This is a genomic window from Pseudomonas mandelii (genome assembly GCF_006438925.1).
GTDB lineage: Bacteria > Pseudomonadota > Gammaproteobacteria > Pseudomonadales > Pseudomonadaceae > Aquipseudomonas > Aquipseudomonas mandelii_C.
This window is the reverse complement of record NZ_RCZA01000018.1, coordinates 26,002-41,768: the sequence shown is the minus strand read 5'-3', so window position 1 is coordinate 41,768 and position 15,767 is coordinate 26,002. Positions and strand designations below refer to the sequence as shown.

The following is a 15,767-nucleotide window of genomic DNA, read 5'->3' as shown; positions in this document are numbered from 1 at the left end:
AATCAGAAAACATTCGTGCAAAGGTCTTGCGCGCTCAATGCCAGGCCAGAAGCCCGTAAATCAAGCGGTTGGGTGCTCAGGTGAGCACGTTTATAGGGGCGCTGCCTTGGCCTTGTAGGGGATATTTATGATGTTTATCTCCTATCCTTCATGTGTTGCCCAAATCAGGGTCCAGTAAGCAGAAGTTAATGTGACAACTTTGCTACGTGAATCTCTTCTCTGCGTAAGTTATCTCGTACAAGCTCAGAGAGAATGGTTACCGGTGGTATGAGCGACGCATTTGGACATAGTTCCAGCCCGCCCATCGCGAATTCTGAAATTTCTTGAAATATTGAAAAAGATGGCACTGCTTTCATATTGATAGCAACGCCTGTTTGGCCCTTGATACATAGGGTTATTGTTGGATTAGATAGTTATGTGCCACTACCGATAAAAAAATTCAGTGCCACTACTGAAAAAAATCAGCAAAGTCGAGTGAAACTAAAGTTAGAAAACCGGGTGATTGATTTTTGACGTCAGTAAAGTGACGAATGGGGCGGGGGATTGTCGGACGATTGGACGTGGCGCACGCCCCGTTAATGAGGCGTGCGCCAATCGGGTGCTTACTCGGGTGCGTGATCGCGCAGGAACACCAGATTGTCCGGTTTAGACTGCTCGGCGCTGTAACGATAACCTTGTACGTCGAACTGCTTGAGGGCTTGCAGGTCGTTGATGCGCTCTTCAATGACGAAGCGACTCATCATGCCGCGGGCCTTTTTCGCGTAGAAGCTGATGATCTTGTACTGCCCGTTCTTCAGATCCTTGAATTCGGTATTGATGATGCGCGCGTTCAGGGCGCTGCGTTTGACCGCCGAGAAGTACTCGTTGGACGCCAGGTTCAGCAGCACGTCGTCGCCTTGATCGGCCAGGGCTTCGTTCAGCCATTCGCTGATCCGCGTGCCCCAGAAGGCATACAAGTCCTTGCCACGGGCATTCGCCAGTTTGGTGCCCATCTCCAGTCGATACGGCTGCATCAGGTCCAGTGGGCGCAGCAGGCCGTACAGGCCGGACAACATGCGCAAGTGCTGCTGGGCGTAATCGAAATCGGCCTCGCTGAAGGTTTGAGCATTCAACCCGGTGTAGACGTCGCCCTTGAAGGCGAGCAGTGCCTGCTTGGCGTTTTGCGGAGTGAACGCGGGCGTCCAGCTGCCGAAACGCGCGGCGTTGAGCCCGCCGATCTTGTCGGAGACGTGCATCAACTCGCTGATCTGCGCAGGGGCCAGCTCGCGCAATTGCAGGATCAGCTCCTGGGAATGGTCGAGGTATTGTGGCTGGGTGAAGCGCTGGGTCGCCGGCGGTGTTTCGTAATCGAGGGTCTTGGCGGGGGAAATCACCATCAGCATGAAGTCGTCTCCTTTAATCGTGGGGGCGATTCTAGGGGGTTGTCCTTGTTGACTCCAGCTATGGGTGTCATAGGTGATCGGTGGTGTCATGGAACAAGATCGCAGCCTCGCTTCGCTCGACAGCTCCTACGGTGCGCGTACATCTGTAGGAGCTGTCGAGCGAAGCGAGGCTGCGATCTTTTGACCTTCCCGGTTTATAGTGCCGCGCGGGTTTTGTTATGGAGACATCCCATTGCGTATCGTTTTTCTATTCTCGGCCTGGCTCTTGAGCTTCGGTGCCATGGCGGCGCCGGGCGATGTGGCGACGCTTGATCGCAGCACCTGGCCTGAACAGCTCAACAGCCCGACCCTGTTTGATGTGGCATCACGGGCCGAGATCCTCATGTTTTCTCGCGTCCTGTTGGCCCGCGAATCCCTGGATGAAGTGAGCCTGGCCCAGCGCCTGGGGTTGCGCACGGTCAATCTGGAATCGATCAACAACCTGCGCCAGCGCATGTGGCAGCGGCTGCTGACCAACTACAACTACGCCCAGCAGAGCTGCGATCAGGATGCTTCCTTCTGCTTCCTGGTCGAGGACATGGACACCCTGCGCCAGCAAGCCGCCAAGTTTCAGGTCAGCGATGAGAGCTACTACGTAAAGTGGGCCGAGCCGAGCCGACTGTTCCACGCCCAGTACCTGGACGAGCAATTGCGCAAGGCAGCGCTGTTTCCGCAAACCAGCAGCGAAGTCGATCGTTTTGGCGACTATGAGCGCAACGGCGATCAGATGCATGACCGGCTGTTTTTGCTGACCTTCGACAGTGCCGCCAATGCCACGCCGGATAACACCGCCTGGGCCACGGAATACCTGCGCAAATCGAACATGAGTGGCACGTTCTTCGTCCTCGGCAAGGACATCCAGGCCCGTCTGGCCGATCGTTCGGTAGCCAACCTGCAAGCGACGTACTCGAAGCAGTGCATTGGCGCGCAAGGCTGGGAATTTCGCTCCCACAGCCACTGGCAGGACTGGCAGGACTCGGTGCGACGCAGCGTCGAGCTGGTCAAAAGCAAACTGCCCGAGAACTACGTGCCATTGTTTCGGCCGCCCGATGGCCAGCGTCGGTCTGACGCTGAAGGATTTTTCAAATCCCAGGGCTTGCAGGTGGCGCTGTGGGATATCGATGCCCAGGATGGTGCCGGCAAGCTAAAAGCCAATCAGAGCGCGCAACGGGTGTTGAGCCTGATGTTGTTGTGGCGCCACGGGGTGATCAACTTCAACGTGAAGCAGGATGCGCTGAAAACGGCGATGCCCTGGCTCATCACGCAAACGGCGCAAAGCGGAATCGGCTGGGAAGACTGTCAGGACGCGTTTCGCTGAAAACGGCGAAAGGCAGTAAACATTGGGCGGTGGGCGATTTTTGGCGAGAATTCGGTGCAGGCGGACTTCCGACTTTAACGGGGTGATGGCAATCCGCCTAGTGCTATTGGTCACTCTGAAAAATAAACATCAAAAAAACGTCAAAGTACTTTTTTCTGTCACAGGTTTTGGAGTATTACGAAGACAGACCGCCGAAACCTGCAACACAGGTGGCGTCTTCCAAGACCCAGCTTGATGCAGTTCACTTGCGTCCGCTCTTTGTCGGTAGTGCGGGGTGAATTCGGTGGCCACTTCGAGGCGCAGCACTGTCACGGTATTGCGTCGACTGGCTCCCACAAAGGTGACCGAGTATGGATGATCACGGACGTAGCTTTTCCTCCAACCAGCCAATCCTTTATGTACTCGATACCAACGTATTGATTCACGATCCAAACGCCCTGCTTAACTTCGAAGAACACCACGTCGCCATCCCGATGACCGTGCTTGAGGAGCTCGACAAGCTCAAGAGCGGGCATCACAGCGTGGCTGCGGAATGCCGTCAGGCGATTCGCCTGATCGACAAGACCCTGGGCGATGCCAGTCCTGAAGACGTCGAGCTCGGTGTGCCGATCCAGCGCGGCAAGAGTGGGCCCAAGGGTTTGCTGTCAATTCTGATGAGCAAGCGTGCAGAACCGAACATCATTCTGCCCGAGCACCTGAACGACAACATCATCATCAACCAGTTGATCGACCTGCACGCGCGCGAACCAAAGCTGCCCGTGGTGCTGGTCACCAAAGACATCAACATGCGCCTCAAGGCCCGGGCTTGCGGGATTGCGGCCGAGGATTACAGCACCGACCAACTGGTTGACGATGTGTCGCTGCTGCCCAACGGTTATCACAACATGACCGGCTCCTTCTGGGACCGTGTGAGGAATGTCGACACCCGTCAGGACCATGGCCGCACTTGGCACCAGGTGCAACTGATCGACAACCTGCCGGCGGTACACGTCAACGAGTTCATCATCGATGAACAGGGCTTTGTCGGCTGGATCAAGGAGATCGAGGAAGACAAGCTGCTGATTCTCGACCTGCATCAGGAACCCCTGTTGCATCAGGAAGCCTGGGGCCTGAAACCGCGTGACATCTATCAAAGCCTGGCGCTGTACGCCTTGCTCGACCCGGATATCCACCTGGTCAACCTGACTGGGGCAGCCGGTTCCGGTAAAACCATCCTCGCACTGGCGGCGGCGATCGAGCAGACCATGGTCAGCAAACGCTATCGCCGGATCATCGCGACCCGCAGCGTGCAGGGCCTGGACCAGGAGATCGGTTTCCTTCCCGGCACTGAAGCGGAAAAAATGGAGCCTTGGCTGGGCGCCATCACCGACAACCTCGAAGCCTTGCACATGGATGACGAAAACACCCATGGCAGTGTCGATTACATCCTCAGCAAAGTGCCGTTGCAGTTTAAATCCCTCAACTACATTCGAGGCCGCAGCTTCCAGCAGAGTCTGATCCTGATCGATGAATGCCAGAACCTCACGCCGCACCAGATGAAAACCATCATCACCCGTGCCGGCGCCGGTTCGAAAGTGGTGTGCCTGGGCAACCTGGCACAGATCGACACCCCTTACCTGTCCGCGACCAGTTCCGGGCTGACTTACCTGACAGAACGCTTCAAGGATTTCCCCAACGGTGTGCACATCACCCTGCAAGGGGTGCCACGTTCGATTCTGGCCGAATACGCCGAATCGCATTTGTAACTGCTTCATCCGAACCGGGCGGCCTAAAAGCCGCCCGGTTTTTTATGCCCCACACAAATCCCCATTTTCATGCCGGACGAAAATCTCTGTAGGAGCTGCCGAAGGCTGCGATCTTTTGATTTTGCTTTTAATGGCAAAAATCAAAAGATCGCAGCCTTCGGCAGCTCCTACATGAGATCGACGGTGGACCTGATAATCAAACGTGCGGAATTTTGACCCGCAGGTTTACAATCGGTGCTCCTGATCAGGAGTATCCCTGTGCTGACTCATCTCGATTCCCAAGGTCGCGCCAATATGGTCGACGTCACTGAAAAAGCCGTGACGTTCCGTGAAGCGACGGCCCAAGCGCTGGTGCGCATGCTGCCCGAAACCCTGCAGATGATCGTCAGCGGCGGTCACCCCAAGGGTGATGTGTTCGCCGTGGCGCGTATCGCCGGCATTCAAGCGGCGAAGAAAACCAGCGATCTGATCCCTCTGTGCCATCCACTGCTGCTCACCGGCGTCAAGGTCGAGCTCAGTGCCGAAGGCGACGACACCGTGCGCATCGTCGCGCGCTGCAAGTTGTCCGGGCAGACCGGCGTAGAGATGGAAGCCCTGACCGCCGCCAGCGTCGCGGCGCTGACTATCTACGACATGTGCAAAGCCGTGGATCGCGGCATGACTATTGAAAGCGTGCGGCTGCTGGAGAAGCTCGGCGGCAAGAGCGGCCATTTCCAGGCGGATCAGCCATGAACGTCACCGTGAAGTTTTTTGCCCGTTACCGTGAGGCGCTCGGCGTGGACTCGGTGAAGGTTGAAGGTGATTTCGCCACGGTCGACGATGTGCGTGCGCTGCTGTCCCAGCGTGACGGTGCCGAAGTGTTGAGCGAGCAAAACTTGATGTGCGCCCGCAACGAAGACCTGTGCCAGCTCGATGAGCCGGTGAGCGATGGCGATGAAGTGGCCTTTTTTCCGACCGTGACCGGAGGCTGAGCCATGGCGATTCGCGTGCAATCCACGGCGTTCGATCCGGGTGCTGAAGTCAATGCCATGCACGCCGCCAATGTGGGCGTTGGTGCGGTGGTGAGTTTTGTCGGCTATGTTCGCGACTTCAATGACGGTCTCGACGTCGCCGGGATGTTCCTTGAGCACTACCCGGGCATGACCGAAAAAGCCCTCGCCAAGATCGCCACAGAGGCCGAGCAGCGCTGGCCGCTGCTCAAACTCGAAGTGCTGCATCGCATCGGCGCCCTGGAACCGGGGGAGCCGATCGTCTTCGTTGGCGCTGCCAGCGCCCATCGCCAGGCCGCATTCGATGCCTGCGCCTTTGTCATGGACTACCTGAAAACCCGCGCACCGTTCTGGAAGAAAGAAAACACCCCTGACGGGTCGCGTTGGGTTGAAGGGCGTGACAGCGATCATGCGGCGGCGGATCGCTGGAAGCAGTAGTTCCTGCGGTTTCTGCAATTACGCCTTCGCGAGCAGGCTCGCTCCCACAGGGAATCTATGTCGTACACAGAATTTGTGTAAATGGAGATCAAATGTGGGAGCGAGCCTGCTCGCGAAGAGGCCATCAGCAACACCAAAAATCCCGATGACTCACCGCCCGACCACCGCCCCGTACTTCCTCGATCGCCCTGATTGACGGCCAATACATAAAAGTCCAGTATGGAATTATAAGTACAAAAAAAGGCGTTCCCCTGTTTCTGCTCTTTCTTCTGTCTTGCCAAACCAACAACAACCCGCGAGAGAACGAACATGAAGAAATTCCCCCTCATCACCGGTCTGGCTCTGAGCCTGTTGGCGTGCAGCAGCCTGTTCGCCGCCGATAAAACCCTGCGCATCGGCATCGAAGCGGCTTATCCACCGTTCGCGTCCAAAACCGATAAAGGTGAGATTGTCGGGTTCGACTACGACATCGGCAATGCCCTGTGCGCGCAGATGAAGGTCAAGTGCGTTTGGGTCGAAGGTGAGTTCGACGGTCTGATTCCTTCCCTTAAAGTGAAGAAAATCGACATGGCGCTGTCGTCCATGACCATCAACGAAGACCGTAAGAAGTCCGTGGATTTCACCCACAAGTATTACTTCACTTCATCGCGTCTGGTGATGAAGGACGGAGCGGTCGTGGATGACCAGTACGCCAGCCTCAAGGGCAAGACGGTTGGCGTGCAGCGCGCAACCACCACTGACCGTTACGCCACTGAGGTTTTCGAGCCGAAGGGTATCAACGTCAAGCGTTACGGCAACAACGAAGAGATCTACATGGATCTGGCTGCCGGTCGCCTCGATGCCATTTTTGCCGATACCATCCCGCTGAATGACTTCCTGACGATGCCGCGTGGCAAGGGTTATGCCTTTGTCGGGCCGGAGCTCAAGGATCCGAAATACGTGGGCGAGGGCGCCGGGATTGCGGTGCGCAAGGGCAACACTGAGTTGGTCTCCGAGCTGAACACGGCCATCGACGGTATTCGCGCCAGTGGCGAATACCAGAAGATTTCAGAGAAGTACTTCAAATCCGATATTTACGGCGACTGATCAAACGCATCGCCAGCAGGCTGGCTCCCACAGTTGGATGCATTCCAAAGTGGGAGCCAGCCTGCTGGCGATGCGGTCGTGGGATCATGCAAATCTCTGGAAATAGCCCGAAGTTAATCCCTTCTTAACCGGCCCGTCGTCTATTCCCCGATACCCCGCTGCGCGCACCGGACTCTCAAAGGTCAGGGCCAGCGTGTAGACTTCTGGGCAATCGATATTTAGAAGGGAAACGCAATGAGCGAGGAAACGATGCGGTTGAGCCGTGAACGGCGCTATCTGGTGTTGCTGGGCATCATCTGCCTGGCACTGATCGGTGGCGCGCTGTACATGCAAATTGTTCTGGGCGAGGCGCCATGCCCGCTGTGCATCCTGCAACGTTATGCGTTGCTGCTGATCGCGCTCTTCGCGTTCATCGGCGCGGCCATGCGCACCCGCCGCAGCATCACGGTATTTGAAACGCTGGTGGTGATCTGCGCCCTGGCAGGCGTCGGGGTGGCCGGGCATCACGTCTATACCCAGTTCTATCCGGCGGTGAGCTGCGGCATCGATGTACTGCAACCGATAGTCGACGGTTTGCCACTGGCGAAGATCTTCCCGCTGGGCTTCCAGGTCGACGGCTTCTGCTCCACGCCGTACCCGCCGATCCTCGGTCTGTCGCTTGCACAGTGGGCGCTGCTAGCCTTTGTGCTGGTCGTGGTGCTGGTGCCGCTGCTCACATTGCGTAACCGTAAAGCGCTGCGCTGAGGTCATTCGCCGCATCGCTTCGTCACACAAAAAACGCCCCGGTCCTCGTTGAGAGGAACGGGGCGTTTTGCATTTCAGGGCATCAGTGAAATGACCTTGATGCGCGACAAGTCTGGGCGCGACACATGTGCGACATGTTGTCACAGCGCGAGTGTCGCAAGGCATTTCAAGGCGCCGAATTGGTACATGGATTCGCAACAAAATTGGCCTTTTTTAGCGTCTGGCGGCTTCAGCCTCAAAAATCCGGAACAGGCAGTTTTAACAGGCCTTGGCGAATTGCCAGAGCCCTTGTCATATGGGGGCTTGGGCAGGGTCGAAGGAGGGCGAAGAGCCTTCGATACTGTCTGAACTGCCTGAGGTAGACCTACAATTTTTGGTGTTTTTGTTGAGAATGAATTTCGATACCATGGCGCACTTTTGCAAATACCGTTAATGATTGTTGCTGGAATGGATAAAAATTATTTCGGGATGAGACATGGTTTATAAAACGTTACATATCTACAATCGCCCGCACTGAATTCCCGGCACTGCTCATCCCTGAGCAGGAATAGGGCGTCGAGAGGCTCTTTGGCTTCATGCGACTCCCAGGTGTCGGTGCCTTCCCATTATCCGCACCAAATGGAATTGGTCTGTAACAAGGCCTTTGACCACGAATTCGAATAAGAACTCAACGCTAGCCCAGGATTTGTCGAACAGCGTCTGACGCGCGACGGGCAGCCACTTATTCAATCCAAGAAAAATGCCAACCCTTGGCAGGGTGAAGTGTTGGCGATCAAAACCCAACTGCATTGCGCAAGCTGCTTTAGAGGTCGTGAGATGAGTAAAAACAGGTACCCCAGACTACTAGGCTTATTGCCGCTGATCGGCACGTTGTTGCTGTCAGGCTGCAACATGACCTTGCTCGATCCCAAGGGCCAGGTCGGCCTGGACGAGCGAAACCTGATCATCACCGCAACGCTGCTGATGCTGTTGGTCGTGGTTCCGGTCATCGTCATGACCTTCCTGTTCGCCTGGAAATACCGCGCGTCCAACACCGACGCCGTCTACACGCCGAAGTGGTCGCACTCCACCAAGATTGAAATCGCGGTGTGGGCTGTTCCAGTGCTGATCATCATTGCCCTGGGTTATGTCACCTACAAGTCGACCCACGCGCTGGATCCATACAAGCCGCTGGAATCCGACGTCAAGCCAATCACCATTGAAGTGGTCGCGCTGGACTGGAAGTGGATGTTCATCTATCCGGAGCAAGGCATCGCCACCGTCAACAAGATCGTGTTCCCGGCGCACACGCCGATCAACTTCAAGGTGACTTCGGACTCCGTGATGAACTCGTTCTTCATCCCGGCCCTGGGCGGCCAGATCTACGCGATGGCCGGCATGCAGACCAAACTGCACCTGATCGCCAACCAGAACGCTGAAATGGACGGTATCTCCGCCAACTACAGCGGCGCTGGTTTCACCGGCATGAAATTCAAAGCTATCGCCACCTCTCAGGAAGATTTCGACGCCTGGGTCAGCGAAGTCAAAAAGGCACCTAAACAGCTTGAAAAAGCTGAATACGAAGCCCTTTCCAAGCCAAGCCAGAACAACCCAGTCGAGCTCTACTCCTCGGTCACGCCGAACCTGTTCCAGATCATCGTCGACAAGTACGAAGGTATGAATCCGGGCAAGCCGATGCACCACGAGAAGAAAGAGCACGAAATGGCCGCCATGGAAGGGATGGACATGAGTTCGCATTCAGCTGCCGGGGCAGAGGAGTAAACGATGTTTGGTAAATTAAGTTGGGAAGCGGTCCCGTTCCACGAACCGATCGTGATGATAACCATCGCCATGATCGCGCTCGGTGGTCTGGCGCTGTTCGCTGCAATCACCTATTTCAAGAAGTGGACCTACCTGTGGTCCGAGTGGCTGACCTCGGTCGACCACAAGAAAATCGGCGTGATGTACATCGTCGTCGCCATGGTCATGCTGCTGCGCGGTTTTGCCGACGCCATCATGATGCGTACCCAGTTGGCCATGGCCACCGAGGGTTCGCCTGGCTACCTGCCGCCTGAACACTATGACCAGATCTTCACCGCTCACGGTGTGATCATGATCATCTTCATGGCGATGCCATTCTTCACCGGCCTGATGAACCTTGCAGTGCCGCTGCAGATCGGCGCGCGTGACGTTGCCTTCCCGTTCCTGAACTCCTTGAGCTTCTGGCTGCTGGTGTCGGGCGTGGTGCTGATCAACCTGTCCCTGGGCGTCGGCGAATTCGCCAAGACCGGTTGGGTTGCCTATCCGCCGCTGTCGGGCCTGCAATACAGCCCTGGCGTGGGGATGGATTACTACATCTGGGCGCTACAGCTATCCGGGTTGGGTACGACGCTGACGGGGGTCAACTTCCTGGCCACCGTACTGAAAATGCGTACCCCGGGCATGAAGATGATGGACATGCCGATCTTCACCTGGACCTGCACCTGGGCCAACGTCCTGATCGTGGCTTCGTTCCCGATCCTGACCGCTACCCTGGCACTGCTGACGCTTGACCGTTACATGGATTTCCACATTTTCACCAATGAACTTGGTGGCAATCCGATGATGTACGTCAACCTGTTCTGGGCCTGGGGTCACCCCGAGGTTTACATCCTGATTCTGCCGGCGTTCGGGATCTTCTCCGAAGTCATTTCGACCTTCACCGGCAAGCGTCTGTTCGGCCACCACTCGATGGTCTACGCATCGGGCGCGATCTCGATCCTGGGCTTCATGGTCTGGCTGCACCACTTCTTCACCATGGGTTCGGGTGCCAGCGTCAACGCCTTCTTCGGTCTGGCGACGATGCTGATTTCGATCCCGACGGGGGTGAAGCTGTTCAACTGGCTGTTCACCATCTACCAGGGGCGTCTGCGTTTCACCAGCCAGGTTCTGTGGACCCTGGGCTTCATGGTGACCTTCGCCATCGGCGGCATGACCGGCGTACTGCTGGCCATCCCGGGTGCTGACTTCGTACTGCACAACAGCCTGTTCGTGATCGCGCACTTCCACAACGTGATCATCGGCGGCGCGGTATTCGGCTACATCGCAGGCTTCGGCTTCTACTTCCCTAAAGCGTTCGGCTTCAAGCTGCACGAAGGTTGGGGCAAGGCAGCGTTCTGGTTCTGGATTACCGGCTTCTTCGTCGCGTTCATGCCGCTCTATGTACTGGGTTTCATGGGCATGACCCGTCGTCTGAACGCCACCACCAACCCTGAGTGGGTGCCGTATCTGTACGTCGCCATGTTCGGTGCGGTGATGATCGCGGTCGGTATCGCCTGCCAGCTGATCCAGCTGTATGTCAGCGTGCGTGATCGCAACAAGCCAGAAAACATGTGCGAACACGGCGACCCGTGGAATGCGCACACCCTGGAATGGTCGACCTCGTCGCCACCACCGTTCTACAACTTTGCCGTGCTGCCAAAAGCGGAAACCATCGATCCGTTCACCGAAGCCAAGGAAAACGGCACCGCGTACAAGGCTCCGGCCAAGTACGAGCCGATCCACATGCCAAACAACACCGCGACCGGTGTGGTCATGGGTGCTCTGTTGACCGTGTTCGGTTTTGCGATGATCTGGCACATCTGGTGGCTGGCCATCGTTGGCCTGGTCGGCACCGTGGGCTACTTCGTGATCCACGCTGCACGTGATGACCAAGGCTACATGGTGCCGGTCGAGACAATCGAGCGCATCGAAGCCGAGCAGCACAAGCGTCTGGTAGCGGCCGGGAAAGTTCCAGCCACCGCCACCCGTGTTGAAACCTCGTTGGAACAGGCTTAAACCATGTCGAACTTAGTGACCACTGCTGGACACGCCCATGGCACGGACCATGGGCACGACGACCATCACCACGACTCGGGCGAGATGACCGTATTCGGTTTCTGGCTCTACCTGATGACCGACTGCATTCTGTTTGCGTCGATCTTCGCGGCGTACGCGGTACTGGTTAACAACGTAGCGGGTGGCCCGTCGGGCCACGACATCTTCGAACTGCCCTATGTGCTGGGCGAAACCGCCTGCCTGTTGCTCAGTTCGATCACCTATGGCTTCGCCATGCTGGCGTTGTTCAAGGGCAACAAGAAGGCAGTCTTGGGCTGGTTGGCCATCACCTTCCTGTTCGGCCTGGGCTTCATCGGCATGGAGATCAACGAGTTCCACAAGCTGATCTCCGAAGGCTTCGGCCCTAGCCGCAGCGGCTTCCTGTCCGGGTTCTTCACCCTGGTCGGCACCCACGGTCTGCACGTGACCAGCGGTCTGATCTGGATGGCGATCATGATGTATCAGGTGCAGAAAAACGGCCTGACGGCGACCAACAAGACCCGTCTGAGCTGCTTGAGCCTGTTCTGGCACTTCCTGGACGTGGTGTGGATCTGCGTATTCACCGTTGTTTACCTGATGGGGACCCTGTAATGGCTAATGCACACTCCCACGGACACGATAGCCACGACGCCGGCCACGGCAGCGTTAAGTCCTACGCCATCGGCTTCATCCTGTCGGTGATCCTGACCATCATTCCTTTCGGCCTGGTGATGTATCCATCCCTGCCGAAAGCTCTGACCCTATGGATCGTACTGGTCTTCGCAGTGATCCAGGTGCTCGTTCACCTGGTGTACTTCCTCCACCTGGACCGTTCCGCCGCCCAGCGTAACAACGTGATCGCGTTTGTCTTCGCTGCCATGGTAATCGTCCTGTTGGTAGGCCTGTCGCTGTGGATCATGTTCAGCATCCACACCAACATGATGGCGCACTGAGGAAAGTCCGGATGTCCTTTAAGCACTTTATCCAAATCACCAAACCGGGGATCATTTTCGGTAACGTGCTTTCTGTGGCGGGCGGATTTTTCCTGGCCTCGAAAGGGCATGTCGATCTGGCCATTTTCCTGGCCGCCATGATCGGCACGTCGCTGGTGGTGGCTTCCGGTTGCGTGTTCAACAACTGCATCGACCGCGACATCGACCTGAAGATGGAACGCACCAAAAACCGGGCGCTGGTCCAGGGCTTGATCTCCCTGAAACTGGCCCTGGCCTTTGCGACCGTCCTGGGTGTTTTCGGCGTTGCACTGTTGTACAAAGTGGCCAACCCGTTGGCCGCGTTGTTCGCGGTGATCGGCTTTGTCATCTACGTCGGTTTCTACAGCCTGTACCTCAAGCGCAAGTCGGTTCACGGCACGCTGGTGGGCAGTCTGTCGGGCGCCATGCCGCCGGTGATTGGCTACGTCGCTGTGACGAACAGCTTCGACATGGCCGCACTGACGTTGCTGGTGATGTTCAGCCTGTGGCAGATGCCGCATTCCTACGCCATCGCGATCTTCCGCTTCAACGATTACCTGGCTGCATCGATTCCGGTGTTGCCGGTGAAGCGCGGGATTCAAGTGGCCAAGAAGCACATCCTGCTCTACATCCTGGCGTTCCTCGTGGCGACCTTGATGCTGACCTTCAGCGGCTACGCCGGCATGAGCTACCTCGCCGTCGCCGCGGCCATGGGCATGTACTGGTTGTACATGGCCTGGACCGGTTACAAGGCAGTGGATGACACGGTCTGGGCACGCAAGCTGTTCGTGTTCTCGATCTTCACCATTACCGCGTTGAGCGTGATGATGTCGCTGGACTTTAAAGTGCCGAGTGAGCTGTTGCTGACTTACGCGCCTTAAGCGTCGGATGCTGTAAAGAAAAACCCCGCCTTCGAGAGAAGCGCGGGGTTTTTTGTTGGGGGGCTCTGGTGGACCGAGTTGCCCATTCGCGAGCAGGCTCGCTCCCCACACTGGATCTGCGTTGCCGCGAGTTATGGGTGGGAGCGAGCCTGCTCGCGAAGGCCGCACCGCGGTCTATCAGGAAAACTCAACTATCGAGCAACCGAAAAACCCGTTCCCGCACCTGGCTGTTATCGCTGTGCGCCACGTTGAAACGCAGGAAGTGGCTAGCGTCCGGCGCTTCGCTGAATCTAAGGGACATCAATTTGATCCAGGCTGATTTTCATAGGCGAGCCCCCGAATCGAGATCTTTGGGCTAATCTGTCAAAAAAATGGATCCAATTTTTGATAGAGGGGGAGAGATGACTGAACACATGACCTGTGATGAACGATTCATCGCGCTGGCAAAAGAGCTCGGTTACGACATCTACGGTGAGAATACGGCCGGCGGGCATTACGCGCTGTTGGTGCGGCATCACGATGAGCTTTACGTCAGCGGTCTGGTGCCGCGGATGAATGGTGAAATTAAGTATCCGGGCAGGGTAGGCCTGGATCTGACGCTGGCGGATGCACAGAGCGCTGCCAGCATCAGTGCGTTGCGCGGTTTGGCATTGATTGTTGATTCCATCGGTTCGCTGGACAAGATCAAGTCGCTATTGCGCGTCACGGTTTACATAAAGTCCACCGCGGATTTTGTCGATTTGAGCGAAGTGGCCAACGGTGCGTCGGACGTTTTCAGTCATGTACTGGGCGATGCCGGTAAACATACCCGAACCACGATCGGCGTTTATCAACTGCCGAAAGACGCAGCCATTGAAGTTGACATGATCGTGGCGATACGGCCATCAACGCTCTAACGATGAACCTGCAGGCAATAGAAAGGCCCGCGCTGAATCCCAGTGCGGGCCTTTTCAGTCATCGATGACGTGTGTTACTGCGCGGCGATGCTGTAGCCATCGAACGCGGTTTGCTGCTGAAGTGCGGTGATGATGTTCTTGCGGTTAACCGCTTGTTCGGCCCCGGCATTGTCCAGGAATGTTTCGCTTTCCAGCTCCGCTTCTTCGCCTTCGCCGACGAAGGTGAAGCCCAGGAACTCTAGTGCTTCACGGTCAACGTTCAGTCGCGAACGCGGGGTGCGCAGCGGCAGCGTCACGCTGATACCGTCTTTGCTGATGGTGAACACTTCGACATCTTTCTTGGCGCGAGCAGCCTTGCTTTTGCCACTGCTCGGGTTGCTGATGGCCTGGTGGGTCTGGTTCAGCACTTTCAGTGCGAGGCCATAGACCAATTCCTGAAATGCCGGGTCGTCCTTGAAACTGGAGAGAATCCGGCTGATCGGGAATTTGCTGCTCAAGTCTTCCAGGGCTGCAATGTCGGCAGCCTCTGCGTCCTTGAGCTGCTTGAGTTCACCCATCAATTCGTAGGCTTTGTCGTCGTCGAAGCTGTCGTGAGCCTGGCGAATCGCGGCGCGCAGCTCGCGGATCTGGTCGCTTTCCCGGGTGGACTGGAAAGCGTCCAGGACCATCTCGCTGATGGTCTTGGCCTGGGGCACGTGCTGTGAAAGATTGATGGAGTTTTCGTATTCCGCTTTGGACGACAAGGTGACTACGGATTCAGCGGTATTGGAATCGGACATTGAAATTTCACTACTTCTTTTAACTTGGATTGAGGCGAGAAAGCACAGGGCCTTTTCAGGCCGCCTAATCTATTGGACCGAGGCGGCGTTGTCACGGATGAACAGGCGGCTGGTCATCATTTTTGGCACAGCGGCTTTTAACCGGTGGCTATCTGGGGGCGTTTTGCCTGAAGTGTCAGCAGCAGCCGATAAAACTTCAACGCCCGACCGCTGATCAGTCCACAGACAAAGCCCGAAGCTGACGCCTTGAGCAGCAACATCTCAAGGGTGGCGGCCATTTCCGGGTGAACGTCATCCTGGTAGCCGAAGTAATAGTTCACCGCAAAAAACAGCAGATAGAGCATCAGGGTTTTTGCTGTACCTGGCACGATCAGGCCGGTTTGCGGATCATCCAGCTCAACGCCCTTTCGCGGAAAAATCAGCAGCGCCGCGAGGCTGCCCAGGATGACGGCGGCCAGCCAGCAACTGACCGATAGCTGCGGATTCAGCGTCAGGTTCAGCGAATACAGTGACCAGCCCAGCAAGATCGGCGCTGTGACGAGCAATGAAGTTTTGCTTTCACGGGTCGGGGACAGGGCTTTGACACCGTAGTAGCACAGCAGCAGAAATATCGCGTAAACCCACAGCGGGGTGTTTTGCAGGGTGTTGAGCATCGCGCAGCGTCCTTGCCGAAATGGGAGCCGGGA

Annotated in this window: 16 protein-coding genes; 13 read left to right on the top strand and 3 right to left on the bottom strand. The window is 56.6% G+C overall.

Annotated elements, in window-relative coordinates:
- Nucleotides 1–602: 602 nt before the first annotated feature.
- Complete coding sequence (gene yaaA / locus EAH74_RS30200; RefSeq protein WP_140683823.1) at nucleotides 603–1,382, bottom strand: peroxide stress protein YaaA; 780 nt, start codon at nucleotides 1,380–1,382, stop codon at nucleotides 603–605.
- Between the two features lie 232 nt (nucleotides 1,383–1,614).
- Here yaaA and EAH74_RS30195 point away from each other — a divergent pair, with 232 nt between their 5' ends.
- The 13 genes from EAH74_RS30195 (at nucleotide 1,615) to EAH74_RS30125 (ending at nucleotide 14,302) form a co-directional block, all read left to right on the top strand.
- Entirely contained in the window at nucleotides 1,615–2,739 is a 1,125-nt protein-coding gene (locus EAH74_RS30195; RefSeq protein ID WP_140683821.1) for a polysaccharide deacetylase family protein, read from the top strand.
- Between the two features lie 350 nt (nucleotides 2,740–3,089).
- Nucleotides 3,090–4,484, top strand: a complete 1,395-nt coding sequence (locus EAH74_RS30190) for a PhoH family protein (RefSeq protein WP_140683819.1) — start codon at nucleotides 3,090–3,092, stop codon at nucleotides 4,482–4,484.
- 258 nt (nucleotides 4,485–4,742) lie between these two features.
- Nucleotides 4,743–5,216 carry a cyclic pyranopterin monophosphate synthase MoaC gene (gene moaC, locus EAH74_RS30180; protein ID WP_033061025.1) on the top strand — a complete coding sequence of 158 codons (474 nt, stop codon included), beginning with the start codon at nucleotides 4,743–4,745 and terminating at the stop codon, nucleotides 5,214–5,216.
- The gene (gene moaD, locus EAH74_RS30175; RefSeq protein WP_140683817.1) at nucleotides 5,213–5,455 is read left to right on the top strand and encodes a molybdopterin converting factor subunit 1; all 243 of its coding nucleotides are present in this window, start codon (nucleotides 5,213–5,215) and stop codon (nucleotides 5,453–5,455) included. Before moaC ends, moaD begins: the two co-directional genes overlap by 4 nt.
- Before the next feature lie 3 nt (nucleotides 5,456–5,458).
- Nucleotides 5,459–5,911 (top strand): molybdopterin synthase catalytic subunit MoaE, encoded by a 453-nt coding sequence (gene moaE / locus EAH74_RS30170; RefSeq protein WP_046045949.1) that lies wholly within the window; start codon nucleotides 5,459–5,461, stop codon nucleotides 5,909–5,911.
- A 309-nt stretch (nucleotides 5,912–6,220) separates the two neighbouring features.
- Nucleotides 6,221–6,997 carry an ABC transporter substrate-binding protein gene (locus tag EAH74_RS30165; protein WP_123365366.1) on the top strand — a complete coding sequence of 259 codons (777 nt, stop codon included), beginning with the start codon at nucleotides 6,221–6,223 and terminating at the stop codon, nucleotides 6,995–6,997.
- Between the two features lie 234 nt (nucleotides 6,998–7,231).
- Nucleotides 7,232–7,741 (top strand): disulfide bond formation protein B, encoded by a 510-nt coding sequence (locus tag EAH74_RS30160; protein ID WP_140683815.1) that lies wholly within the window; start codon nucleotides 7,232–7,234, stop codon nucleotides 7,739–7,741.
- 816 nt (nucleotides 7,742–8,557) lie between these two features.
- Nucleotides 8,558–9,502 carry a ubiquinol oxidase subunit II gene (gene cyoA, locus EAH74_RS30150; protein WP_008147621.1) on the top strand — a complete coding sequence of 315 codons (945 nt, stop codon included), beginning with the start codon at nucleotides 8,558–8,560 and terminating at the stop codon, nucleotides 9,500–9,502.
- Between the two features lie 3 nt (nucleotides 9,503–9,505).
- Nucleotides 9,506–11,536: a cytochrome o ubiquinol oxidase subunit I gene (gene cyoB / locus EAH74_RS30145; RefSeq protein ID WP_123365368.1), complete on the top strand. Its 2,031-nt coding sequence runs from the start codon at nucleotides 9,506–9,508 to the stop codon at nucleotides 11,534–11,536.
- A 3-nt stretch (nucleotides 11,537–11,539) separates the two neighbouring features.
- Nucleotides 11,540–12,166 (top strand): cytochrome o ubiquinol oxidase subunit III, encoded by a 627-nt coding sequence (locus tag EAH74_RS30140; RefSeq protein ID WP_140683813.1) that lies wholly within the window; start codon nucleotides 11,540–11,542, stop codon nucleotides 12,164–12,166.
- A complete protein-coding gene (gene cyoD / locus EAH74_RS30135) occupies nucleotides 12,166–12,507 on the top strand; it encodes a cytochrome o ubiquinol oxidase subunit IV (protein ID WP_123365370.1) in 342 nt (113 codons plus the stop codon). The genes EAH74_RS30140 and cyoD overlap by 1 nt, the downstream gene beginning before the upstream one ends.
- 11 nt (nucleotides 12,508–12,518) lie before the next feature.
- Entirely contained in the window at nucleotides 12,519–13,406 is an 888-nt protein-coding gene (gene cyoE, locus EAH74_RS30130; protein WP_095132943.1) for a heme o synthase, read from the top strand.
- A gap of 401 nt (nucleotides 13,407–13,807) precedes the next feature.
- Nucleotides 13,808–14,302, top strand: coding sequence for a RidA family protein (locus tag EAH74_RS30125; protein ID WP_140683811.1), 495 nt, complete (start codon nucleotides 13,808–13,810; stop codon nucleotides 14,300–14,302).
- Nucleotides 14,303–14,376: 74 nt separating this feature from the next.
- Here EAH74_RS30125 and EAH74_RS30120 read toward each other — a convergent pair whose 3' ends face one another.
- Both EAH74_RS30120 and EAH74_RS30115 read right to left on the bottom strand, forming a co-directional pair.
- Entirely contained in the window at nucleotides 14,377–15,081 is a 705-nt protein-coding gene (locus EAH74_RS30120) for a hypothetical protein (RefSeq protein WP_076028557.1), read from the bottom strand.
- Between the two features lie 137 nt (nucleotides 15,082–15,218).
- Nucleotides 15,219–15,734, bottom strand: a complete 516-nt coding sequence (locus tag EAH74_RS30115; RefSeq protein WP_140683809.1) for a hypothetical protein — start codon at nucleotides 15,732–15,734, stop codon at nucleotides 15,219–15,221.
- Nucleotides 15,735–15,767 lie beyond the last annotated feature (33 nt).